Genomic DNA, 23,535 nt, shown 5'->3' on the forward strand with positions numbered 1-23,535 from the left:
CAAAAGTAAAAAATAGAAGTTAAAACAAGGGACTGTTCCCTTATTTTTATTTCGGCTTTGCAACGATCGATTGCTGGTCGTTTTGACGCTTGAATTTCTTTATTTTACGGCCCTGTGTCTTTTCTGCCAGCTCAGCATATAGGTCAGAGCAAGTAGCAAAACTACTGCATTGGCATACATAATGACTGGAATTCGTAGGATAACATCACTATAGTACAATCCAGCAAGCAGTGCGCCAAGTCCTATTCCGGCTTCAAGGGAGATATACATGGTTGCAACCGCCTTGCCGCGATGTTCGGGTAAACTAAGGTCAATCGTCCAGGCATTCACAGCAGGGGAGAGTATACCCGTGCCTACACCATAGATGCTTGCGCCGATCATCATGCCAATGAAACTATTTCCAATGCCAATAGCAACGAGTGCAATCGCGATAATAACTATTCCGACAACAATAACCTTAGGTCTTCCATAACGGTCCGAAACTTTGCCGGAAACAAAACGTATCAATACTGACGCAATGGTGAAGGCTAGGAAAAATAGCCCTTTATTTTTGAGTCCAAGGTATTCACTCCAGTCGGGAATTAGGGTTAAAATGACTCCATAAGCGGTGTAAGATAAAAACGTGACGATTCCCGCAGGTAGTGCACGCCATTCAATGATATCTTTTCGGTTTATTTTGAGCATGGAGAGATTGAATTTCTCTTTTTTCGCCAGTGTTTCCTTCATGTTAATGACGATAAGGATGGAGAGAAGTGCCATGAAAGAAGAGCAATAAAACATCACATTGATACCAAAGGCCTCGAAAATAGCGCTGCCAATTGCTGGGCCGACAGCTGTACCGACGCTAAAGGCCAATCCATGCATCCCAAGCGCCTCACCCCATCTTTTTTGTGGAACCAGATCGGCGACATAAGCAGAAGTTGAGGTAGGTTTAAAACCAGTGGAAAAACCATGTATCAATCGTAAGAATAGAAAGCCCGCGACTGATGTTAAAATGGGATAAAGAAAACCACAGATGAAACAGACAATGGATCCAATGGCCATGACTGGTACACGTCCCCAGCGATCGGTCAATTTACCACTAAAAGGCCGCGAAATTCCGGCAGTCAATGTAAACAGCGCTATGATCAACCCTTTGTATTCTGCTCCGCCTAAACTGCTCAGATAATTGGGTAGTTCGGGGATGATCATATTGAAGCTAGAAGAAAATAGGAGTGAGCTTAAGCAAAGTAAAATAAATTGAAGCGTATAGATGGATTTCTGTTCAGCTGGCATGGCGCTATTTTTATCGTGTGTGAGTATTCAAAAAAGAATAATGGATTGTGGCGATTATCCATCCTTCTAGGGAATGGAGCAAATGTACAGTTTTTGGAACGATTAAGCGGTTTCTTTTGGTGGGAAAATAATAGAATTCTTTATATAAGATAGAAAATACGAAGGCGAGGACGTTAGTGCCTAAAAAAAGATTATTTTTGGGAAGACCCTTTATTTAGAACATGCAAAAACTTAGAAATCCTGGTGTTTATTTTGAAATTCCGGTATCGGATTTGAATCGCGCAATCGCGTTTTATAGCCAGTTATTCAATTTTACCTTTGAACAGGAAGATTTTGACGATAACCACATGGCTTACTTTCCATTTCAAGAAACCTTATCTGGGATTACTGGCGCCCTGGCGAAAGGCGAAATTTATAAACCTACACGCGAGGGAGTACTCCTTTATTTACATGTAGAAAATATATCTACTACGTTGGAAAGGGCCATGAGCTTGGGTGGAAAAGAGCTATATCCCGCCACTTTTCATGCCGATCTGGGATTTGCTGTTGCGGAGATTGAAGATTCTGAAGGAAATAGGATCGGGCTACATCAAAAGTTATAAGCGGCAATTCAGATCATATAGCTTATTAGATCAACTGTTGCCGGACTATTTCGCTGCAGAAGATGGTCGTTGCAACGGCTACGTTGAGTGATTCGGCTTGGCCTATGCGCGGAATAGTGATAGCTTGATCGATCAACGCTATTATTTCATCACTGATGCCATTTCCCTCGTTCCCCATAACAATTAGCCCCTCATTAGCCCACACAGTCTGATAAATGGATTGACCATTAAGTAGGGCGCCATACACTTTTAATCCAGTAGCCGGAATAAAATCCGTTAAATCAGTATAGTGGATTTGCAGTCTAGCCAGTGAGCCCATGGTTGCTTGCACTACTTTAGGGTTGTAGGCGTCTACAGTTCCAATGGAACAGATAATATGTTCGATTCCAAACCACTCCGCCGTGCGGATAATTGTACCCAGATTGCCTGGATCCTGCACATCATCGAGTACAAGGCTAAACTTGTTTTTTAAATTACTTGGTACAATTTTCTGCTGTAAAGGAAGTTTGACCAAAGCGAGGATACCTTGTGGCGATTTCAGTGTACTAATCTTTTGGAATTCAGTATCCGTTAGTTCATAGGATTTTATATTATGCGAGATTTTACCCACTTTTGTGTTTGCGTCGCCCGTGTAGAAAATAGACTCAACCTCATAGCTTGATGAAATAAATTCCATCACGGATTTTATACCCTCAACGATAAACAGGCCGTGTTGTTTTCTATACTTTTTATTTTGTAGAGACGTTATTAGACTGATTTGCGCTTTTGACAACATTTTTATTGATGATTAAGTATCCTCGTTTTATCGGATTTGCAAGTATAACGCTTTTAGTGTTATTTTTTGCATCATGCCGTTCTTCAAAATATCTTGACGATGACCAAGCTCTGGTTACAAAAGTACAGATTTCTGGTGTCACCCCTGCATTGAAAGAATCATCCGAAACGTATATTTCCAATCAAATAAGACCTAATTCAAGGGTAAATCTATTTATTTACAATACGTTCAATACTAAAAACGGGCGTTATAAAACCAAGAAAATTCGGAATGTTGGCGAACCACCTCATTTGTTGGATTCGGCAATGGTCGATTTATCCGCCAATCAAATCCGACGCTTTCTATTTTCAAAAGGTTATTTTAAAGCTAAGGTCGAACCAACAATTTCAGTTTCCAAAAAGCGAGCGCATATCGATTTTAAAGTGGATGAAGGTGTCCCATATCAAGTTAGAAATATAGATCGAAAATTTGAGGATGAAGATATTAAGGCAATATTTGAACGGGAGGTACTCCCCAAAACTGCTGTAAAATCCAATACCCAGTACGATGCCGCAAAGTTGCTCGATGAGCGGGAGAAACTTTATATTTCGATGCGTAACAATGGGTATTACGATTATGTAAGGCAATATATGCGTGCTGGGGTAGATTCAACGATCGATGGACCTTTGATCGACTTGAAAATTAATGTCGAAAATCCGTCTGACTCAACGATACATAAAAAGTATCAAATAGATAGTGTTTATATGACGATAAGGAATTATGGAACAATGTCGAAGAAGGAGCCTCGTCGTATAGTAGATTCTGCAAAACGTCTTTTATTTGTTGATGAAACAAATAGTTTCAGGTGGAAACCTTTGGAACGCTATATGTATCTACGCTCAGGTCAGTACTATTCCTTGCGGGAGGAAAATAAGTCATATGACCGATTGTATGAGATGAATGGTTTTCGTTCTGTCAAGATGCAGTTTGTCAAAAAAGATTCCAATAAACTCGATGTGCACTATGATTTCGTTCCAAGACCGCGGATGGGAAACCAGATAGAGGGCGAGTATACCTTTAGTTCGGGTATGAGCGGATTTAATATTGGAAATACATTCTCTCAACGTAATATCTTTGGTGGTTCGGAGCAATTGGAAGTGAAATTACGTTATGGTGTATTGTTTGATCCGCGCCTCGCAGGTGGGCTTTCCAGCAAAATATTCAATAACGATTTTCAAGCGGGCGTAAATTTGGTTATTCCTCGTCTGATGGTTCCCTTTCATATTAATCCAGGTGGAAAGTTTGGTTTGCCCAAAACGACCTACTCGATGACATTGCAGTTGTTCGATCAAGATAAAACCTATTCAAACCGCTATTTCATCACGTCGCTGAATTACTCATGGTATGAAACAGAAAATAAGTACCATAGTTTTACGCCTATTGTGTTGGAGTATCGGGATGGACGCTTGGATTCCAATTTTCGGAACAAGCTTGTACAGGAAGGTTATCAGCTGTATGTACGTAGCAACGACCGTCAGTATTTTGGTTTAGGGACACAATATACCTTTATCCTGAATGGTAAAAAATTGAATAGCAAGGAGGACTTTCAATATTTCAGAGGAACATTGGACGTGAGTGGAAACGTATTGGATCTTATTAGCTCCTTGGCAAAATTGCCTAAGAATGCCGATGGTGAGAAAAAAATATTCGGTGTGCCCTTTCTTCAATACGCCAAGACAGAATTCGATTATCGTTTATACCGAAATCTCGGTGGAAATAGGCAGTTTGTCTTCCGTTTTAATCCGGGGATAGCGATTCCTTATGGTAATAACTCTAAACTGTTGATTTTTGAAAAGAGCTTTTATAGCGGCGGGATGAATGGCATACGCGCATGGCAGGCACGTACCTTGGGGCCAGGTGCCTATAACCGGCAGAGTCTTAGTGAGGATTTGCGTTTAAACCTGCGTAATTTGGATCAACTGGGGGAGATTAAACTGGAAGCAAATGCCGAATATCGATTCAGGTTACTCAATAACTTCCTGGGCGCAAAGATGAATGGAGCAACATTTTTGGATATGGGAAATGTTTGGCGACTGAAGAAGGATGAAGAACTAAATCCGGGGGGGGAGTTTAAATTCAATAAATTTCTTGGGCAGGTCGCCATTGGTACCGGCTTCGGACTTCGTTTCGATTCGGACTATTTTGTCATTCGCTTAGATGCCGGGCTTAAACTAAAAGATCCACAATTCTCAGGTGCTGATCAATGGGTTATCAAGCATTTCTTTGATTCCAAAGAATTTAAGGCCCAATATTATGAAACCCATAGGCCCGACAGGTACAATTTTATTCAATACAATTTTGGAATCGGTATGCCGTTCTAATGTCTAACTGTTTCGTTATGATTTACGTTGATCCCACCAGTTGATGGGACATTCAGACAAACCGCTTTGTTAACCGATGAGATTTTTGAGACTTGAAAATATTGATTCAAAAATTTTACTCAAATCCAAACCTTGGGAATGGTTGAATAAAAAGAAAACTATAGCCAGCGCGATGGCCGTCATAATCACTTTTTTAAACATGTAAGCTATTCCTAACACAATGGCCGGGATAATCAAAAACATCAATCCGCTAATGGCAAAAGGAGAGAGTCCGCTATCGCTCTTATAGATATAGAATAAACGTCCCTTGGAAGTTTGTTGATTCTTATGGCTAAAGAAAACAAAGGTTGATGACTCAATTTTCTGATTAGGGACAGCAACACCCTCATGAAATTGTAGTGGTTGCGAGAAACCATTGATGGTAAATAGGTAATTGCCATTAATGGTCTCATTGGTGTTTCCCAATGAATCCAATGCAACTACAGCCAGTTTTCCATTTTTGGAAAGGTTTTCTTTTACGATAAAGTTTTGGATATTTTGTTCTTGAGCAGCTGCCCAAAAAGGTATCAGTAACAGAAAAAATATAATCTTTTTCATCGTTTTATTTTTATTCAATTCGCGTTTTCCCTTTTTAGGGTCTATTTGCATAGCGCTAATATCATTTGGAGGATTGATAGCATCAATACATCAAATCCGATTTCCTTGAAATGAGACTGCAATTTTAGGGATTTTAATTTTCTTTTGAAAATCTTTAACTATGCGAATGTTGAAACCTTTGTAAATACGTTCTTGAGCCTTTCATCATTCCTCAAAAAAAGGTGCTGTCAAAATCCTGAGTAGGAGTGCAAAACATATTTAGCTCATTTGTGTTTGACCTGCGGTATGATATTTCAGGATGTTTTGTTAGTTCATTTATAATTAAATCGATAATATTTGATCCATCGTAATTTTGGATTATTCACTTGTAAAATAGGTAAATTTTCGAAAAAAATTAGTTCTTTGAAAGTTCTTGGATCAATTGCAATTTCACTGCGTCATTTAAAATACCTTTTGGATCATCAATAACTATTTTGCCAAAAATGTCTTTTTTCATGGATGCACTATTTCCATTGTTGTCGCTAGCTTCATAATTTCCAAATATATCTTTTCGAACGGAAACACGATTTCCCCTGTTATCTTCAATTGTTTTACCACCTAGAATATCAGTTCTCACTGTGGTACGTTGACCATTGCTATTTTCGATAGTGAGATTATCAAGAATATCTTTTGTTATCCGGCTTGAATTACCTTTGTTATCTCGAATCTCCATATTGCCGAAAATATCTTTAGATATCGTTGAGCTATTGCCTTGATTATCTCGGATGTCGAGACCTCCAAAAATATTTTTTGATACAGTTTTTACATTTCCTTTTTCATCACGTATTTCTAAATTGCCGTGTATATTTTTAAAAACTGTGGACGGACTTCTGTCTAGATTAGGAAGATCGAAATCGCCACTACTGTTTTTTCTGACTGTAGTTTCACCTCCATCCTCATCTTTTACGACAATATTTCCTGAAAAGTCTTCTTTTATAGTCAGTTTAATACCACTCTTATTTACGGTTGTATATTCACCCAGGCTACCTCGTCTAAATTTAATGGTATTTCTCCACATATCTGAAAGAATAACTTCTCCCCAGCTATCGGTTTCTATTTTTATGGATTTTTTATCTAAGCCTTCTGAAATAGCCATTTTAATCATGTACTTTTTCATATTGTCAGAAGGGGGATCGGACCATATTCGGGTATACTCTTCCACTGTTGAAATTTTGGCTTCTGAAGTTAATGTAACTAATAGCAGTGAAAAACTGAATAAGAAATATATACGCATGATCTGTCTGTGATTTAATGTCAATATACGTTTTTTTGCGCTACTTTCATTATATTTAAACAGTAAGCGAATTAATTGATGTCAACTACGGACGAAACGGAACGGCTGGGCAAAGTAAAACCTTTGATTCTGAGGAAGCCCGTCTAAAGGATGCTGAAAAACTAATTGCGGAGAAGACTAAAAAAGGCTATTCTGAGAATGGTGCTGTAGATGCAGATAGCAAGGAAAGAGGATCCGCTGTTCGACAGTCAACGGCTGCCAGCCAGTTATTGAATTAGTCTAAGATCTCTTCGTATGTCAATGTGTTTTTACTCTTTGATACGCGAATAGTTATAAATGTCGGAACGATACCTTTGCCATTCGGACGGTACATGGAATAAATATAGGAATCTTTGTCGTGATAATTAGCGCGTAGTGTGTCACCTTCATATCTGTCTACCGCAGTGGTATGAACTTCTATTCTTTCATCCATTTTGTCACTCCAGCTTCGTTGATCAATAAAAGATTGTTTGTCTTTTTCGGAGATAGATAGTTCAAATTGATGTGTGTAATCTCTTAAGCCGCCACTTTGATTGGAAATAATTTTAAAATCATCTTTTAGCGTGATATGGTGTTCGCTGAGTAGTTTTCTTGCATCAGATTTAGAGAATAATAGATCATCAAATAGCAAGTATAGCGTGAATATAAGAAAAGGCAAGATTAAAATAATCGAGACGATAGTTCCCAACTTTTTACGGCCAGACTTTTTTAGGATCCAGTACGTGAAATAGATGAATAGGCCTGGGATGCCAAACCATATCAAAAAAATCAGCGTGTATAGTGTATACATTTGTTAATAGTTATAATCCTAAAGCTCCTAATCCACGAATAATGTCTAAATAGATTTGCGGTATATCCACATCCCCAATATTTTTACGGATGACATCGGTAATACCAGCATGTGAGATACCCTGAGAAGCATGAATATGTTTAAAGTTTGCTCCCCAAACTGCACTTTCTAATGGGACCATCCCATCATTTTCACCTACCAGTCGCCTCAGGTATTTAAAACTCAAAGCATAGAACAAATCATCTTGTGGCTTAGTCATTGTCGAAGCAAAGCTCTGATAAAATACATTGTCCATATTGGGGTTGAGCTGGTTGAAAACACGCATTTCTTTTACACTGAGATCTCGAATTAGTTCGATTGGTGCGGGAGATTGCCCTCCAAATAAGAAAGAAAGACGTTGGATCAGTTTTTTTGTAACAGAATCTCTGGATAGATGTTTTTCCATTAGATAGTCTGCTATTGGTGTTCCTAAGTGTGGTGTGGATATTGTGCTTAAGGAGGCTACCATTTGATGTCCCTTTAGCGTTGAAATAAAATAGCGGGCGTCGATCCCTCCTTTAGAATGCGCGATGAGATTAAATTTAGTGGCACCTGTTTTTTCTGCAAGATCTGACAGATTTCTTTTCAGCATCTGTGCATTGTTAGCCACGCTGCCCCAACCATCGGTCTTGCCATAAAAAAATGAGATATTGTTTTTTTTGAAAGTCTTGGGGATCCTGCCCCAAAATAAACTGTTATCCCCAGCAGCCGTGCCGTGGATCAATATGATGGGATATCTTAATGTAAAGGCAGTCATTGAGTTTTTTTATACATCTTCATCCATCCAATAGGTTTTGCAAATCAGCTTTATCTTGCTATTTTTTGATCTGGATTGATTATATGAACAGGTTCTATAATTAAGCTATTCGACTCATTTTCATTAAAGGGCTAGTCTATTGTCAGGTCCGCCAATAAGTCCCGTCGACATATTCGAGCAAATCTACCAGTCCCTGAGGGATTGCCGGAAATGCTTCCTGGAGTTTCGCTAGATCTATTTTGCTTGCACCATGTTTAATCCGTTCAAAATGATCCCAGGTTTCTTCACCACCATTACTATAGTATGCTTTCTTTAAACCAGATAAATAATTGTCTACTATTTTCATTTGCTTTTCTTCTTGTTTGTGAATTTAGTCAAACTTGATGATAGAATAAAAGTAAATTGTAGTGTATTTCCTTTTCTGTCTGCTTTTTATAACGAACCTAAAATTTTAAAATCTCGGAGGAAAGCGAGAAAAAGATTGTTGTGGAAAGTTAAAAATGTTTTGTTAATAATTCATTAAATGGTTAATTTAATGAAAATTTTCAATTATGAAATCTAATCGCCTATTTATTTTCCTTGTTGTTTTTCTAACAACGGTAGCTACTCCTGTGTTTAGTCAACAAAATTTTAACTTTTCATTTGATCAACCGATTATAAATCCCTGGTTCAAGGTTGGGGATACGACGGCTTTTAAGAGTGGTATAGATCACGATACGTATTATAGTGCAAAAGGAGCACTTCGGATTGAAAGTATAAAGAAGAACAGCGCTTTCGGAGGGATTATGATGTGGTTACCATCAAATTTAAAGGGGGATTCCATTGAAGTGTCTGCGATGATCAAGCGTGAGAATATCATCGCAGGGTCTTATGCGTCGATGATGCTACGGATCGATCCCAAAGTCTTTTTCGACAATATGGCTAACCGCCAAATGAATGGGACAAAAAACTGGGAAAATATTAAGCTGAAAACTAAATTGGTGCCAAACCAGACCGAAGGGATATCCATTGCATTTTTTCTTTCTGGGGAAGGTAAGATGTGGGTTGATGATGTGCTCATTACTGTAGATGGTAAGGATATTACCAAAGAAGTAGGAATGTTTGTGCCATTTGCGAAAGGGATCAGTGAACCTGCAAGTTCGGGGATTTCTGATTTTAATACTACGCCCGAGATTGATCAACGCTTAGTGGATTTAGGGAGAATATGGGGTTTCCTGAAATATAGACATCCCGCTGTGGCGCAAGGAAAATATGATTGGGATCAGCAGTTGTTTAAGTCCATTGACGCTATTATTAGAGCAAAGGATAATAAATCTGTTGAGGCTCATTATGCGATGCTCTTAGACAGTCTCGGTGCCACGGCCAACTATGCCAAGCCACAGCTTGAAAATGTGGTTCATGAAGTAGATTATAGCTGGATTGATGGTCTCTCTTTTAACAATGATATCAAGAATAAATTAAGACGTATTCGCTACAGTAATTTTGATCAACATCATTATTTTGGTTTTGCTGGAGGTGCTGGCAATGTTCTTTTCAAGAATGAAAAAAAATATGAAAATGTATTTTCTGCAGATGCGGGGTTTCGTTTATTGGCGCTCTTTCGCTTTTGGAATATGATCGAATATTTTTCCCCCTATAAACATCTGACGGATCCGAAATGGGATGCTGTTTTAAAGACCGCTGTGCCCGAAATGATCCTGAGTCGGGATGATCGTTCTTATGGCCTTTCACTTCTCAAGATGGTATCCCAGGTAAAAGATGCACATACCGGACTCTGGAGCATGCCCAAAGGACTGATAAATTATTATGGCAAGTACCGTATGCCGGTGGAGATCCGAATGATAGAAGGAAAAGCTGTGGTAACTAAAGTTTTTGATAGTGAGAAATCCGGAGATAAACTTAGCATAGGAGATGTGCTCATCAGTAAGGAACATAAAAAGATTGAAGAAATCAGAGATTCGCTTTGGGCTTATATGAGTACACCGAATGAAGCTGTAGCCAACCGTGATCTGGCGCGAAAGCTTGTGACAAGCAATAGCGAGATTGTGCCCTGTGAGTTAGTGCGTGATGGCCGGCCGATTAAAGTAGATATTGCTGCGATACCCTCTAGCCAAATTAAACCTGCTTCAAGAGATACCGTGCCTTTTAAGATGCTGGACAATAATATTTTGTATATCAATCACAGTTTACTGCGTGCTAAGATGATCACAGAAAATATGGCAAACTGGAGCAAGGTAAAAGGTATTGTGATTGATGACCGCAATTATCCCGGTGATTTTTTAGTATTCAAGCTTACACCCTTGTTGTTGACCAAGCCTACTGATTTCGTTCGTTTTAGCAGTACGAGCCTTCAATATCCCGGCACTTTTGTAATGAGCAGCCCATTACAAGTTGGGGAGAATACCAATGATTGCTATCAGGGGAAAGTGGCTATTCTGGTCAATGAAGATACCCAGAGTTCTGCGGAATATCATGTGATGGCTTATCAGGCAGCTTCCAATGTCAAGGTTTTCGGATCACCGACAGCGGGTGCTGATGGCAATGTCAGTTCCATAGAGTTACCGGGCAATCAGCGGACAATGCTTTCCGGACTGGGGATATATTATCCCGATCAACGTGAAACCCAGCGTGTAGGTATTAAAATTGATGAGATTGTCAAACCGAGTATCAAGGGGATTCGCGAAGGTAGGGATGAGGTAATGGAAAAAGCATTGGAGTATCTAAGTCAATAGATTAGCCCTTCCATAGGATGGTTGTTATTGAGGTATTATACATTTAAAGTCAGACATGCTAAAGGAAATTATTTTTTAATTTATTTACTAAAATATTTAGTATATTGTTTGTTTTTTTGCTATCTTTGTATTGCTCACTTACAGAAGTAATACCAATAAAATAAACAATTATGTTGTCCGATCAAACTTTAGTATCCGATATAAAGGCAATTATTGCGCAGTCCAAAGATAATGCGATTCGTGCTGTCGATCATCAGCGCACATTGATGTACTGGCATATTGGCCAACGTATTTTTGAACAGGAGCAGGAAGGTAAGGATAGAGCGGATTATGGGAAATACATCATAAAATATCTTTCAGCAGAATTACAGCCTGAGTTTGGTAGTGGTTTTTCGTATAGACAGCTAAATTGGTACCGCCAATTTTATCGCACATTTCCAATTGTGTCTACACTGTGGACGCAATTGAGTTGGAGCCAGTATAAGCTGCTTTTAAGTCTTAATAGCGAGGAACAGCGGGAGTTTTATATTGCCGAAACCATAAAGAATAATTGGACAGTCAGACAGCTTGAGCGGCAGATTAATACTAATCTATATGAACGCCTGCTGCTTAGCAACGATAAGGAAAGTGTACTGGCTGTAGCAAAAAAGGAAAAGATGCCTTCTGATGCGAAGGAGATTATCAAAGATCCAATGGTACTGGAATTTTTGGGTTTGAAACGCGAAAGCGCTTACTATGAGAAAGATCTTGAGGGAGCCATTATTGCCCATCTTCAAGAGTTCTTACTCGAATTAGGAAATGGCTTCTCATTCGTCGCTAGACAAAAACGTATCCATATCGAGGGCGATGAGTTTTTCGTTGACCTGGTCTTTTACAACCGTCTGCTGCAAAGTTTTGTGATCATTGAAATTAAAACCCATAAATTAACGCATCAGGACATCGGTCAATTGCAGATGTATGTCAATTACTATGATCGTATAGAAAAACTTCCGCATGAGCATCCGACAGTTGGCATCTTACTTTGTGCCAGTAAAAACGATGCGGTCGTCAAATTTACCCTTCCGGAAGACCAAAAGCAGATTGTCGCCAGTCAATATGAGCTTTATTTACCAACAGAGCAACAGTTGCTGGATGAGGTAAATAAAGAGTTGGATAGTTTTGTAGGTAAAGGTGACGCTGAGTAGATTTTTCAAGCGTCTATACGGCGCCATTTAAAGATATTTTAAATGCGTCAAACGGGGTTAATTTATCAGTATTGGGGGATGAAATGACAGTGGTTCCGCTTTTTTCATTTTTATTTTTCTAACATAGATTATTTTGTACATTTGTATCGAATAAAATCGAAATTGAAATGGCAGAAACTGTACAACCAAGAGGTCCAAAGACAACTGATAATAATGCGAACCAAACTCATTACTACAAAACATTGGTAGTAGCGATCGCTTTAGGTTTAATAGGTACATTTATCCGTTTTGTACCGGATGTATGTACGGCATTGGGCCAACAAACTTTTTTGTTTTCCGCAATAGCTAATATTGCTATGATCGTAGGTGCACTTATCGCATTCAAAACCGTTTTCGGAATTTTGGGATTTGGAAAAAACCGTGACTAATTAAAAGTAAACTAAGATATTTGAAAGCCCCAGTTTACTGGGGCTTTTTTATTTTAATCCTTTTTTTAAACTCAAGTTCATTGTTGACGATCCCGTCCCGTTATGCTTTCATGATCTATAAGGCACAAAAAAGGCCTCACGATCGTGAGGCCTTCTTTTGTATGATTATCGCAGACTACGCGAAAAGAGACCAAGTAGACCAAGGAATACGTGAAAGAATCAAAATCAAACCGATGATATAGAAAATAACAACCGTTTGGTTTGCTTTTTTTGCATTTTCAATCTTTTTAGCTTTAGAGTAACCAATTGTAATCAATACAATAGCAATGATCATGGTTAAAGGGTGTTCGATGATTTTAAAACGTAATGTCGGATCTTTCATTACGGCGCCAGAGATCATCGATGGATACTTTAAATAAAAGAATAAGATCAATCCCACCAATAATTGAATATGCGATGCAATGAAACCCAATAAAGCAATTTTACGGTTGTACGGTTTGTTGCCTAAATAGTTTGATAGGGTGATCACGATCGATATCACCAGGGCTAGCAATAATACAATTGCTATAGTCGAGTGTAAGTGTAACATAAAAGCTCTCTTTATTTATTTCCTAAGTTAGCAAAGATAAAAATATAATGAATGTATTTATCAAAAATCATTGTTCGAGCAGAAATACCTCCGCTATTGGATTAAATAAGTACATGCGTTTGCTACTCAATTCCATGCACTTATAGCGTTTTCTTATTTTTTCAATACGTTGAAATGAGCGACCATTTTGCAACCTAAAGAAATGACCATCCTCTAGGGATTCCACCGTAAGGGCACTGGTTTTGACGGTATCGTATGATTTTAAGGTTCGAAACAGGTGAAGGTCCGTGCAGCTCGAAGCCGCAGGATTTTCCATATAACGATGAATAGCACTGCTGATATCGGTAGGAAAAATATTCAATTTAAGGAAGGGCTCCATCAGTTCCTTGAAATTATTTTTCCACTCTGTACCATGTGGTTTGACACGATGCTGATGTTTATTCCACGTTTGTAAATGCGCAAATTCATGGATCGTCGTAATCAAAAAGGAATAAGAATTTAAATCATGGTTGACTGAGATGCGGTGCGGGCTTCCTCTAAACGGCGCACGGTAATCTCCTAGCTTGGTACTCCTTGAACGAGAGATCTTAAATAAACAGCGGGTATGATTAATCCAGTTGGATATAATAGGAGCTGCTTCTTCGGGCATGTATTTTTTGAGCGTGGCACTATAATCTTGCATGCCATAAAAATAGGATTTATTCATGTCAATAGTGCTGAATGAGAACATTCTTTTGTCAAAAAAAGAATCAGTTTACTAAGAATAATAGCTTAATTTCCGGTTTTTGTTTGGATAATTGATATTATTTTTAGTATTTAGTACTTGTAAATGTCAAAATTGAGAAAGTCAGTAAAGAGAATTTATGTTTTTTTAAAATAAAACGTATTGAAATTGCCTGAGTTTTAGGTAAATTACCTACAGAAAGGTTCATAAATATAGGATCCGATTGAGGACGGTTTTTCCTCCAAACTGTAAAATAGACCTGCAAGAATATGCTAGATACCTTACATATTAGAAATTATGCGCTCATCAACGAATTGGAAATCCAATTTGATAAAGGTTTAAATATGATTACCGGCGAAACCGGTGCCGGTAAATCTATTATCATGGGCGCATTATCGCTGATCTTAGGAAATAGGGCCGAAGGGAAGCATTTTTTCGACCCAACCAAGAAATGTGTGATAGAAGGGGAATTTAAAGTTGGGTCTTATCAGCTACTTGTTTTTTTTGAGGAAAATGATCTCGATTACGCGGACCACACCATTATTCGAAGAGAAATCTCGCCCGATGGTAAATCTCGGGCATTTATTAATGATTCACCGGTCACACTGGCGATCCTCAAAGCTTTAGGTGAGCAGTTGATTGATGTGCATTCGCAACATGCAACATTGCAGATTAATACAGAAGATTTTCAGTTCCTTGTAGTCGATAGTGTTGCAGGTTCATTTGGCCTCAAGCAAAATTATCGAGCGAGCTTTTTCGCTTACAAGAGGGCGAAAAAAGAACTCGAAGAGTTTAAGGAAATGGTCAAGAAAGCCGCTATTGAGCAGGATTATTTTCAGTTTCAATTTGATGAGCTTGATGCCGCCCGATTGGTGGCAGATGAGCAGGGACAACTCGAAGTACAACAGCGGCAGCTGGAAAACGCAGAAGATATCAAGCGTGCATTAACTGGTGCGTCACATCTATTGGTAAATGAAGATACGGCAGTTTTAAGCCGTTTAAAAGAGGCGATGAGCCAAGTGGAAGGTATTGTTTCATTTCTGCCTGAGGCGGCAGATTTGGCTGCACGATTAAAGAGTACATGGATTGAGCTGAAGGACGTCGCAGCAGAGCTGAGTTCGCTTGAAGAGGATACCCAAATCGACGAAGGTACTTTGTTGGAGATCAATGAACGCTTGAGTTTATTATATTCTTTACAGAAAAAACATCATGTGGACTCCGTTGAGGAGCTGATCAAATTACGCGATGATTTAGAATCCAAACTGTTTGCTATAAATTCCTCGGATGAGCAATTGGAGCGACTGGAGAAAGAAGTAGTTGCTAAATTAGCTATTGCTCAAAATAAAGGAAAAGAACTCTCAGCAGCCAGAAAGAAAGTCTTGGATTTAATCGCAAAAGATGTACAGGCTACTTTGTCAAATGTAGGGATGCCCAATGCATTGTTGCAAATTAATCTCGAGCCATTGAAGGAAGGGGATATGCGGGAATCGGGAATAGATTCAATACAGTTTTTATTTTCGGCCAATAAAGGACAGGCATTGCAATCCATTCATCGGGTTGCCTCTGGCGGAGAGCTCTCCAGGGTGATGTTGGCCATTAAATCCCTGGTTGCAAAAACCTCTGCATTACCGACCATTATTTTTGATGAAATCGATACCGGAATCTCTGGAGAGGTAGCGTTGCGTGTGGGGGAGGTGATGGAAAGCCTTGCAGAGAACATGCAGGTCATTGCTATTTCCCATTTACCCCAAATCGCAGCTAAAGGTGCTGCACATTATAAAGTGTATAAGGAAGATAAAGCCAATCGGACAATCTCTAACATTGTTCGATTAGATCAAGAAGGGAGGGTCAAGGAAATTGCTCAGATGCTCAGTGGTACCAATCCAACAGACGCGGCACTTGAACATGCAGAGTTATTACTGAAAGGATAGCTACTAAATAAAAAAAGGTCTTAGAGATTCTCTAAGACCTTTTTTATTTAGTTTCCACCGTTATCAGCATCCGTTAATGTTACTTTTACTAACATATTGTCCGGACGGACTGGTTTATTGTCGCTACCCACATAATCAGCATAGAGATATACTTTACCAATTTTATACTCCACGCGATAATTATAAGGGCCGATAGCTGAAGGAATGTTGATGAAATAATTTGGATCATTATCAAATGATACAGCTACTCCCACGTGTCCGTAGTCGAAATATTTTGCATCTAATTCGGGAAAGTCCAATTCATTTGAGAAAGAATATCCGGTTTTGTCAACTCCCCAAGAAGAGGAGACTACCTTCGTATTAAAAGTTACTCCCGGTAAATAGTTTGTAACGTATTCTTTCTTACAAGAAGAAAATGAAACCAAGGCTGCGGTTCCAATTAATGCTGCTAATAAAAGTCTTTTCATATTGTTCGTGTTATTTGTGACAATTTTATTATAGGACGATAAAATAGTGCGAAAGTTTAACGCCAACTTTCTTTACAACAAAAAATGCACCATAAAGGTGCATTTTATTGAAATTATTTTTGATACAGCTAAAGCTTACTTCTCAGCGGTGTCTTTCGAAGACTTCGAATCTGAGCTAGAAACCTCAATATCTTTGGTTTCCGGATTAATGCTCACGGTCAAAACTGAACCAGTTTGCACATTTCCTTTGAGGATTTCTTCTGCAATCGGATCTTCGAGATATTTCTGGATTGCTCGTTTTAATGGACGTGCACCAAAATTACTGTCATAACCTTTGTCTGCAATGAAATCTTTTGCCTCATCTGTCAAATTGATCGTATAACCCAAATCGGCGATTCGTTTGAACAATGACCTCAACTCAATATCAATGATTTTGAAGATGTTTTCTTTTGTCAATGAATTGAAGACAATCACATCATCAATACGGTTCAAAAATTCTGGAGCAAAGGCTCTTTTCAAAGCGGTTTCGATAACTCCACGTGAATGCGCATCAGATTGTTGTGATTTTGCCGCAGTGGTGAAACCAACACCCTGACCAAATTCCTTCAATTGGCGTGCACCAATATTTGAAGTCATAATGATTATGGTATTTCTGAAATCCACTTTACGGCCTAAACTATCTGTCAGTTGACCCTCGTCCAATACCTGTAGCATGAGGTTAAACACATCTGGGTGAGCTTTCTCAATCTCATCCAATAAGACAACCGCATAAGGTTTACGACGTACTTTTTCAGTCAATTGACCACCTTCTTCGTAGCCGACATATCCTGGAGGCGCTCCAACAAGGCGAGATACCGCGAATTTCTCCATGTACTCACTCATGTCTATTTGGATCAGCGCATCTTCTGTATCAAACATAAATCGCGCTAATTCCTTAGCCAACTCTGTTTTACCGACACCAGTAGGACCTAAGAAGATAAACGAACCGATTGGCTTTTTAGGATCCTTCAAACCCGCACGGGTACGTTGTATAGCTTTCACCAATTTACCTACAGCGTCATCTTGACCAATGATTCTTCCCTTCATCAACTCAGCCATATTCAACAGTTTTTGACTGTCTGTTTGACTAACACGTTGTACTGGAATACCTGTCATCATGGCTACTACTTCAGCAACATTTTCTTCCGAAACAGTATAGCGTTTAGACTTCGTCTCTTCTTCCCAAGCGATTTTTTCTTTCTCGAGCTCCTCGATCAATTTTTTCTCCGTATCACGCAATTTGGCAGCCTCTTCGTATTTTTGACTACGAACGACTTTGTTCTTTTCCAATTTGACCTCTTCAATTTTATTCTCAATGTCAATAATGGACTGCGGTACATGAATATTGTTTAAGTGCACGCGAGAGCCTGCCTCATCCAAAGCATCAATAGCCTTATCTGGTAAGAACCTGTCTGTAATGTAACGTGTTGTTAACGACACACAGGCTTCAATCGCTTCTGGAGTGTAGGTCACGTTGTGGTGATCCTCATATTTCTCTTTGATACGATTCAATATTTCAACTGTTTCGTCATGTGTAGCCGGTTCAATCGTTACACGTTGGAAACGACGGTCCAAAGCACCATCTTTTTCAATGTATTGACGATATTCGTCCAATGTTGTTGCACCAATACATTGGATTTCTCCTCTTGCCAAGGCTGGTTTGAACATATTGGAAGCATCTAACGATCCTGAAGCGCCACCTGCACCAACGATGGTGTGAATCTCATCGATAAATAAGATGACATCCGGTGATTTCTCCAGTTCATTCATAACCGCTTTCATACGTTCTTCAAATTGACCGCGATATTTCGTCCCGGCAACCAATGAAGCTAGATCCAATGTAACTACACGCTTATTGAAGAGTACACGCGATACCTTGCGTTGGACAATGCGAAGCGCAAGTCCCTCCGCAATAGCTGATTTACCAACTCCCGGTTCACCGATTAACAACGGATTGTTCTTCTTGCGTCGGGATAAAATTTGAGACACACGCTCAATCTCTTTTTCGCGACCTACAATAGGATCCAATTTACCCTCTTCGGCAGCTTTGGTCAAATCACGGCCAAAGTTGTCCAATACTGGAGTTTTGGATTTAATATCCGAAACTTTTTTAGGTTGGATATATTGATCATCCTCTGCAAAATCATCATCGCCGGTAGGAGAGCCCGGAGCTTCGTCCTTGATCGTCGTTCTATTTTGCTCAACTTCAGATTTGAAGATGTCGTAAGTCACATTGTATTGTTGTAAAATCTGAGAAGCAATATTATCTTCATCCCGTAAGATAGCCAATAATAGATGCTCCGTTCCGATGATATCCGATTTGAATATTTTAGCTTCCAAATAAGTGATCTTCAAAACTTTTTCAGCCTGTTTTGTTAATGGCATATTGCCAATAGGTGCTCGTGAAACCGATGCCCCCTTCACTGCGTCCTCCACAGATTGACGTAGTGCTGCCGTGTCAATGCCTATGTTTTTAAGGATCTTTATCGCCATTCCATCGCCTTCACGAATCAATCCAAGCAATAAATGCTCTGTTCCTATATAATCGTGACGCAATCTTAAAGCTTCCTCTCTACTGTACGATATGACATCCTTTACGCGCGGTGAAAATTTTGCTTCCATTGAATACCTTTCTGTTTTATATTAAGGATATATAAATGTAGTAAATTCTGCATTTCAAACCTTAAAATTATTTTAAATAATGTCATCAACAATTAAGCCATGACCGTTATACGTCCAAAATGTCAGTATAAAAGATTACATTTGTATGTTAATATAACAAGAGTTTTCGAATTTTTTTAAATTTTATGTCAGACGAGAAGATCATTTTTTCGATGGCGGGTGTCAACAAGATCTATCCGCCTCAAAAACAAGTTTTAAAAAATATCTATTTATCTTTTTTCTATGGTGCGAAGATCGGCGTGATCGGTTTGAATGGATCAGGTAAATCTTCCCTATTAAAAATTATCGCTGGATTGGATAAGTCATATCAAGGCGAGGTGGTGTTCTCCCCTGGTTATTCTGTGGGTTATTTAGCGCAAGAACCTCAATTGGATCTTGAAAAGACTGTTCTTGAAGTGGTACAGGAAGGTGTTGCCGAAATTACAGCCATCTTACAGGAATATGAAGAAATCAATGAAAAATTTGGCCTGCCTGAGGTTTATGAAAATGCCGATGAGATGGACAAATTGTTGGCAAGACAAGGTGAACTTCAGGATATCATTGATGCCACTAACGCTTGGGAAATCGATTCGAAATTAGAAAGAGCAATGGATGCTTTACGTTGCCCTGAACCAGATGCGAAGATTGTCAATTTGTCAGGTGGTGAGCGTAGACGTGTAGCATTATGTCGCTTATTATTGCAGGAACCAGACGTATTGCTCTTAGATGAGCCGACCAACCACTTGGATGCCGAGTCGATCGATTGGTTAGAACAACATTTAAAACAATATAAAGGAACTGTCATCGCCGTTACCCACGACCGTTATTTCTTGGATAATGTTGCTGGATGGATTCTTGAATTGGATCGCGGTGAAGGTATTCCCTGGAAAGGAAATTATTCTTCTTGGTTAGATCAAAAAGCAAAACGTCTCGCGCAGGAAGAAAAGCAGGAAACCAAACGTCAAAAAACCCTGGAGCGTGAGCTGGAATGGGTGCGTATGGCACCGAAAGCACGTCATGCTAAATCGAAAGCACGTTTGCATAACTATGAAAAATTAGCTTCTGAGGAAACGAAAGAACGCGAAGAAAAATTGGAATTGTTTATTCCGCCGGGGCCACGTCTGGGGAACTCTGTCATTGAGGCAACGAATATCTCCAAAGCCTATGGCGATCGTATTTTATTTGAGAACTTAAGCTTCATGTTGCCGCCGGCAGGTATCGTAGGGATCATTGGACCAAATGGTGCGGGTAAAACAACTTTATTCCGCTTGATCACAGGACAGGAAACGCCGGATACAGGTTCTTTCAAAGTCGGGGAAACAGTGAAATTGGGCTATGTGGACCAAATGCACCACGACCTCGATCCGGAAAAATCGGTTTGGGAAAATATTACGGGTGGCAGCGACAATATGATGTTGGGTAACCGCTCGGTGAACTCAAGAGCTTATGTTTCCAAATTTAATTTTAACGGTGCTGATCAACAAAAGAAAGTAGGTGTGCTTTCGGGTGGAGAACGTAATCGTGTTCACCTGGCTATCACGCTTAAAGAGGGATCAAATGTACTCTTGCTCGATGAGCCGACCAATGATATTGATGTAAATACCTTGCGGGCACTGGAAGAAGGCTTGGAGAACTTCGGCGGTTGTGCCGTTGTGATTTCCCATGACAGATGGTTCCTGGATCGTATTTGTACCCATATCCTTGCTTTTGAGGGCGATTCACAGGTTTATTTCTTCGAAGGTAACTATACTGAATATGAAGAAAACCGTAAAAAACGCGTGGGTGATGTAACGCCACATCGTATTAAATACAAAAAATTAGTTAAATAATAGGAGTGGATCATGGAGAGCGGAAGGCTTTTGGCTGCTATAATAGACCACGCTATTGATGGAATAATAACCATAGACAACAGGGGGAATGTGGAAAGCATTAACCCTGCTGCCTTGGAATTGTTCGGTTATCAGGCTGAAGAGGTAATCGGACACAATATATCCATGTTAATGCCTGAACCTGATCGTGGCAATCACGATGGTTATCTACATAATTACCAAACCACAGGCCACAAGAAGATTATCGGAATCGGCCGCGAAGTGATGGGCTTAAAGAAAAATGGAGAAACATTTCCATTTCGCTTAGCAGTCAGTGAGGTTTGGTTAAAAGATAAGAATATCTTTACAGGCTTTATTCACGATTTATCGCGTGAGAAAGCTGCCGAGGATATGCTCAAGCAACATGCTGCCGAACTTGAGCATAAAGTCAGTGAACGTACGCGCGATCTGATCTCCTTGGTGTCCGAACTTGAAAAGGCGAAGGCAGAGGTTTCTAAATCCTTGGAAAAAGAAATTGAGCTTAGCCAACTAAAATCACGTTTTGTGTCTATGGCTTCGCATGAGTTTCGTACGCCTCTAAGCTCCGTCCAGCTTTCAGCTTCGCTGATTGAAAAGTATGCCGAGCGACCGGATGATAAAACTAATATCATTAAACATACCAATAAAATCAAAGGTGCAGTTCAATTGCTGACCAGCATTCTGAATGATTTCCTATCCTTAGAGAAACTGGAAGCTGGTATCGTTGTCATGAATAAGCAATACATCAATCTGGTCGAATTGGCGGAAGAGATTACCGAAGAAATGCAATTGATCTGTAAGAAAAATCAGCATATTGTATACCAACATACGGGAGAAATTGGACATTTTACCTTAGATCCAAATCTGTTGAAAAACGCTTTGGTCAACTTAATTTCCAATGCAATCAAATATTCCGGAGAAGACACATTGATCGAATTTACAACCTGTATTGACGACGAAGGCTGCTTAATATCCGTGAAAGACAATGGTATTGGTATACCCGAGGAAGATCAAGTACATTTGTTTGAGCCTTTTTTTAGAGCACATAATACAGGTAATATCCCTGGTACAGGATTAGGCCTGAATATCGTAAAACGGTATATCGAATTGATGGAAGGTCAGATGGAATTTGAATCGGAAGTACATAAAGGAACTTCATTCCGCGTGCGCTTCAAGGAGAGCGTTGTTGATAAATAGAGGCAAAGCATAAAAGGGTCTAAAACATAAAAAGGACAGAATAAATAATTGCAGATGAGAAATAAAAAGACAATTCTAATTATTGAAGATAATATTGATATCCGAGAGGGGACTACCGAAATATTGGAGTTGACAGGAAGGTATGATGTCATTACTGCCGAAAATGGACGTGTTGGAGTCGACCTGGCGACAAGACATATACCTGATCTGATTCTCTGTGATATCATGATGCCTGAATTAGATGGTTATGGCGTCTTATTTATGTTAAGCAAAATTGAAAGTACAGCCAAAATTCCGTTCATTTTTCTGACCGCCAAAGCGGAACGCGCAGATATGCGCAAAGCGATGGAGATGGGAGCAGATGATTATCTGACCAAACCTTTTGATGATGTTGAATTGATGAATGCAATAGATGTGCGCCTCAAAAGACATGAGCAGCTGGCAGCAGATGTTTCGCAGGAAGATGATTTGAGTTTGAGTGCTGAAGAGCAGGTATTATTGCTACATGAACTTCTCGCTAATTCACGCGTGAAAACCGTGAAGAAAAAACAGTCTATTTATGAAAAAGACGATTCGCCAACATATGTCTATTTTGTGAAATCTGGACAGGTGCGCAGTTTTAAGTCTTATAAAGATGGACGCGAGCTGTCTACGGGTATTTTTATTTCAGGAAATTATTTTGGCTATGCCTCGATTTTGTTGAATGATAATTATGAAGACTACGCCGAAGCAGTTGAGCCAAGTGAAATTGTCTTGATACCAAAAGACAGTTTTCTGGAGCTGTTATGGAAAAAGCCTGCAATAGCCAGTAAATTTATTAAGCTTCTTTCTGTCGATTTACGGGAAAAGGAAGAACAATTGCTTGGCTTTGCCTATCATTCTGTCCGTAAGCGGGTCGCAAACGCGTTGATCAGTGTTGCTGAAAAAAGTGGAATCAATATAAACGAGGTCAATGCATGTACAATTGACGTGACACGGGATGGTCTGGCTTCAATTGCAGGGACAGCCAATGAAACTGTTTCCCGTATGCTCTCTGATTTTAAAGAAGAAAAATTGATTTCAAAAGAAAAAGGCAAAATATACATCAATTCCATCAAGAACCTGCGGGATGTGAAGCAGTAGGTGACAGAAACGAAGATTTAAAAATGACTAGTCCTGAAAAAACGATACAGATTTTCAGTGATTAAAAATACTTAAATTTAAGCAGTAGTAGCCGAAAGGTTGCTACT

The 23,535-nt window shown here is 39.3% G+C and carries 21 protein-coding genes; 10 read left to right on the forward strand and 11 right to left on the reverse strand.

What is annotated here, in order from left to right:
- Positions 1-99 precede the first annotated feature (99 nt).
- The gene (locus BGP15_RS25110) at positions 100-1,275 is read right to left on the reverse strand and encodes an MFS transporter (protein WP_070567216.1); all 1,176 of its coding nucleotides are present in this window, start codon (positions 1,273-1,275) and stop codon (positions 100-102) included.
- 221 nt (positions 1,276-1,496) lie between these two features.
- Here BGP15_RS25110 and BGP15_RS25115 point away from each other — a divergent pair, with 221 nt between their 5' ends.
- Positions 1,497-1,877, forward strand: coding sequence for a VOC family protein (locus tag BGP15_RS25115; RefSeq protein WP_286771005.1), 381 nt, complete (start codon positions 1,497-1,499; stop codon positions 1,875-1,877).
- A gap of 25 nt (positions 1,878-1,902) precedes the next feature.
- On the opposite strand, the gene BGP15_RS25120 is transcribed toward BGP15_RS25115, so the two are convergent.
- A complete protein-coding gene (locus BGP15_RS25120; protein WP_070567214.1) occupies positions 1,903-2,652 on the reverse strand; it encodes a TrmH family RNA methyltransferase in 750 nt (249 codons plus the stop codon).
- A gap of 8 nt (positions 2,653-2,660) precedes the next feature.
- Here BGP15_RS25120 and tamL point away from each other — a divergent pair, with 8 nt between their 5' ends.
- Positions 2,661-5,012, forward strand: coding sequence for a translocation and assembly module lipoprotein TamL (gene tamL, locus BGP15_RS25125; protein WP_145327573.1), 2,352 nt, complete (start codon positions 2,661-2,663; stop codon positions 5,010-5,012).
- Between the two features lie 69 nt (positions 5,013-5,081).
- On the opposite strand, the gene BGP15_RS25130 is transcribed toward tamL, so the two are convergent.
- Entirely contained in the window at positions 5,082-5,609 is a 528-nt protein-coding gene (locus BGP15_RS25130) for a hypothetical protein (RefSeq protein ID WP_070567618.1), read from the reverse strand.
- A gap of 394 nt (positions 5,610-6,003) precedes the next feature.
- Positions 6,004-6,810, reverse strand: a complete 807-nt coding sequence (locus BGP15_RS25135; protein ID WP_286771006.1) for a hypothetical protein — start codon at positions 6,808-6,810, stop codon at positions 6,004-6,006.
- Positions 6,811-6,956: 146 nt separating this feature from the next.
- Here BGP15_RS25135 and BGP15_RS27035 point away from each other — a divergent pair, with 146 nt between their 5' ends.
- Positions 6,957-7,160, forward strand: coding sequence for a WGR domain-containing protein (locus BGP15_RS27035; RefSeq protein ID WP_083296024.1), 204 nt, complete (start codon positions 6,957-6,959; stop codon positions 7,158-7,160).
- Here the strand turns inward: BGP15_RS27035 and BGP15_RS25140 are convergent.
- The 3 genes from BGP15_RS25140 to BGP15_RS25150 form a co-directional block, all read right to left on the reverse strand.
- The gene (locus BGP15_RS25140) at positions 7,157-7,711 is read right to left on the reverse strand and encodes a hypothetical protein (RefSeq protein ID WP_286771007.1); all 555 of its coding nucleotides are present in this window, start codon (positions 7,709-7,711) and stop codon (positions 7,157-7,159) included. The genes BGP15_RS27035 and BGP15_RS25140 overlap by 4 nt on opposite strands.
- 10 nt (positions 7,712-7,721) lie before the next feature.
- Entirely contained in the window at positions 7,722-8,507 is a 786-nt protein-coding gene (locus BGP15_RS25145; protein WP_201639501.1) for an esterase/lipase family protein, read from the reverse strand.
- Positions 8,508-8,649: 142 nt separating this feature from the next.
- Positions 8,650-8,853, reverse strand: coding sequence for a hypothetical protein (locus BGP15_RS25150; protein WP_070567203.1), 204 nt, complete (start codon positions 8,851-8,853; stop codon positions 8,650-8,652).
- A gap of 205 nt (positions 8,854-9,058) precedes the next feature.
- Between BGP15_RS25150 and BGP15_RS25155 the strand changes: the two genes are divergently transcribed.
- From BGP15_RS25155 to BGP15_RS25165, 3 genes are all read left to right on the forward strand, one after another.
- The gene (locus BGP15_RS25155; protein WP_286727379.1) at positions 9,059-11,239 is read left to right on the forward strand and encodes a S41 family peptidase; all 2,181 of its coding nucleotides are present in this window, start codon (positions 9,059-9,061) and stop codon (positions 11,237-11,239) included.
- A gap of 170 nt (positions 11,240-11,409) precedes the next feature.
- On the forward strand, positions 11,410-12,423 hold the full coding sequence (locus BGP15_RS25160) for a PDDEXK nuclease domain-containing protein (protein ID WP_201639499.1): 1,014 nt from the start codon (positions 11,410-11,412) through the stop codon (positions 12,421-12,423).
- 167 nt (positions 12,424-12,590) lie between these two features.
- Positions 12,591-12,851, forward strand: coding sequence for a hypothetical protein (locus BGP15_RS25165; protein WP_070567197.1), 261 nt, complete (start codon positions 12,591-12,593; stop codon positions 12,849-12,851).
- A 175-nt stretch (positions 12,852-13,026) separates the two neighbouring features.
- Here BGP15_RS25165 and BGP15_RS25170 read toward each other — a convergent pair whose 3' ends face one another.
- The gene (locus BGP15_RS25170) at positions 13,027-13,440 is read right to left on the reverse strand and encodes a hypothetical protein (protein WP_070567195.1); all 414 of its coding nucleotides are present in this window, start codon (positions 13,438-13,440) and stop codon (positions 13,027-13,029) included.
- A gap of 67 nt (positions 13,441-13,507) precedes the next feature.
- The gene (locus BGP15_RS25175; protein WP_286771008.1) at positions 13,508-14,146 is read right to left on the reverse strand and encodes a SprT-like domain-containing protein; all 639 of its coding nucleotides are present in this window, start codon (positions 14,144-14,146) and stop codon (positions 13,508-13,510) included.
- Positions 14,147-14,433: 287 nt separating this feature from the next.
- On the opposite strand from BGP15_RS25175, the gene recN reads away from it, so the two are divergent.
- The gene (gene recN, locus BGP15_RS25180; protein ID WP_286771009.1) at positions 14,434-16,095 is read left to right on the forward strand and encodes a DNA repair protein RecN; all 1,662 of its coding nucleotides are present in this window, start codon (positions 14,434-14,436) and stop codon (positions 16,093-16,095) included.
- Between the two features lie 47 nt (positions 16,096-16,142).
- Here the strand turns inward: recN and BGP15_RS25185 are convergent, their stop codons facing one another.
- Both BGP15_RS25185 and BGP15_RS25190 read right to left on the reverse strand, forming a co-directional pair.
- Positions 16,143-16,562, reverse strand: a complete 420-nt coding sequence (locus tag BGP15_RS25185) for a hypothetical protein (protein ID WP_046672220.1) — start codon at positions 16,560-16,562, stop codon at positions 16,143-16,145.
- 135 nt (positions 16,563-16,697) lie between these two features.
- Complete coding sequence (locus BGP15_RS25190; RefSeq protein ID WP_286752861.1) at positions 16,698-19,223, reverse strand: ATP-dependent Clp protease ATP-binding subunit; 2,526 nt, start codon at positions 19,221-19,223, stop codon at positions 16,698-16,700.
- A 185-nt stretch (positions 19,224-19,408) separates the two neighbouring features.
- Here BGP15_RS25190 and ettA point away from each other — a divergent pair, with 185 nt between their 5' ends.
- Genes ettA through BGP15_RS25205 form a run of 3 tightly spaced genes read left to right on the forward strand, consistent with a single transcriptional unit; the run spans position 19,409 to position 23,428 of the window.
- Complete coding sequence (gene ettA / locus BGP15_RS25195; RefSeq protein WP_046672222.1) at positions 19,409-21,091, forward strand: energy-dependent translational throttle protein EttA; 1,683 nt, start codon at positions 19,409-19,411, stop codon at positions 21,089-21,091.
- Between the two features lie 12 nt (positions 21,092-21,103).
- Positions 21,104-22,306 carry a PAS domain-containing sensor histidine kinase gene (locus BGP15_RS25200; RefSeq protein ID WP_286771010.1) on the forward strand — a complete coding sequence of 401 codons (1,203 nt, stop codon included), beginning with the start codon at positions 21,104-21,106 and terminating at the stop codon, positions 22,304-22,306.
- 54 nt (positions 22,307-22,360) lie between these two features.
- On the forward strand, positions 22,361-23,428 hold the full coding sequence (locus BGP15_RS25205; protein ID WP_286752858.1) for a response regulator: 1,068 nt from the start codon (positions 22,361-22,363) through the stop codon (positions 23,426-23,428).
- The last annotated feature ends 107 nt before the right edge of the window (positions 23,429-23,535 follow it).

It is taken from the genome of Sphingobacterium sp. 40-24 (assembly GCF_001899705.1).
GTDB classification, from domain to species: domain Bacteria; phylum Bacteroidota; class Bacteroidia; order Sphingobacteriales; family Sphingobacteriaceae; genus Sphingobacterium; species Sphingobacterium multivorum.

Excerpts from the sequence above, each read along its gene's own strand:
- BGP15_RS25110 (WP_070567216.1), bottom strand. The coding sequence starts at position 1,275 with ATGCCAGCTGAACAGAAATCCATCTATACGCTTCAATTTATTTTACTT.
- BGP15_RS25115 (WP_286771005.1), top strand. The coding sequence starts at position 1,497 with ATGCAAAAACTTAGAAATCCTGGTGTTTATTTTGAAATTCCGGTATCG.
- BGP15_RS25120 (WP_070567214.1), bottom strand. The coding sequence starts at position 2,652 with ATGTTGTCAAAAGCGCAAATCAGTCTAATAACGTCTCTACAAAATAAA.
- tamL (WP_145327573.1), top strand. The coding sequence starts at position 2,661 with ATGATTAAGTATCCTCGTTTTATCGGATTTGCAAGTATAACGCTTTTA.
- BGP15_RS25130 (WP_070567618.1), bottom strand. The coding sequence starts at position 5,609 with ATGAAAAAGATTATATTTTTTCTGTTACTGATACCTTTTTGGGCAGCT.
- BGP15_RS25140 (WP_286771007.1), bottom strand. The coding sequence starts at position 7,711 with ATGTATACACTATACACGCTGATTTTTTTGATATGGTTTGGCATCCCA.
- BGP15_RS25145 (WP_201639501.1), bottom strand. The coding sequence starts at position 8,507 with ATGACTGCCTTTACATTAAGATATCCCATCATATTGATCCACGGCACG.
- BGP15_RS25150 (WP_070567203.1), bottom strand. The coding sequence starts at position 8,853 with ATGAAAATAGTAGACAATTATTTATCTGGTTTAAAGAAAGCATACTAT.
- BGP15_RS25155 (WP_286727379.1), top strand. The coding sequence starts at position 9,059 with ATGAAATCTAATCGCCTATTTATTTTCCTTGTTGTTTTTCTAACAACG.
- BGP15_RS25160 (WP_201639499.1), top strand. The coding sequence starts at position 11,410 with ATGTTGTCCGATCAAACTTTAGTATCCGATATAAAGGCAATTATTGCG.
- BGP15_RS25165 (WP_070567197.1), top strand. The coding sequence starts at position 12,591 with ATGGCAGAAACTGTACAACCAAGAGGTCCAAAGACAACTGATAATAAT.
- BGP15_RS25170 (WP_070567195.1), bottom strand. The coding sequence starts at position 13,440 with ATGTTACACTTACACTCGACTATAGCAATTGTATTATTGCTAGCCCTG.
- BGP15_RS25175 (WP_286771008.1), bottom strand. The coding sequence starts at position 14,146 with ATGAATAAATCCTATTTTTATGGCATGCAAGATTATAGTGCCACGCTC.
- recN (WP_286771009.1), top strand. The coding sequence starts at position 14,434 with ATGCTAGATACCTTACATATTAGAAATTATGCGCTCATCAACGAATTG.
- BGP15_RS25185 (WP_046672220.1), bottom strand. The coding sequence starts at position 16,562 with ATGAAAAGACTTTTATTAGCAGCATTAATTGGAACCGCAGCCTTGGTT.
- BGP15_RS25190 (WP_286752861.1), bottom strand. The coding sequence starts at position 19,223 with ATGGAAGCAAAATTTTCACCGCGCGTAAAGGATGTCATATCGTACAGT.
- ettA (WP_046672222.1), top strand. The coding sequence starts at position 19,409 with ATGTCAGACGAGAAGATCATTTTTTCGATGGCGGGTGTCAACAAGATC.
- BGP15_RS25200 (WP_286771010.1), top strand. The coding sequence starts at position 21,104 with ATGGAGAGCGGAAGGCTTTTGGCTGCTATAATAGACCACGCTATTGAT.
- BGP15_RS25205 (WP_286752858.1), top strand. The coding sequence starts at position 22,361 with ATGAGAAATAAAAAGACAATTCTAATTATTGAAGATAATATTGATATC.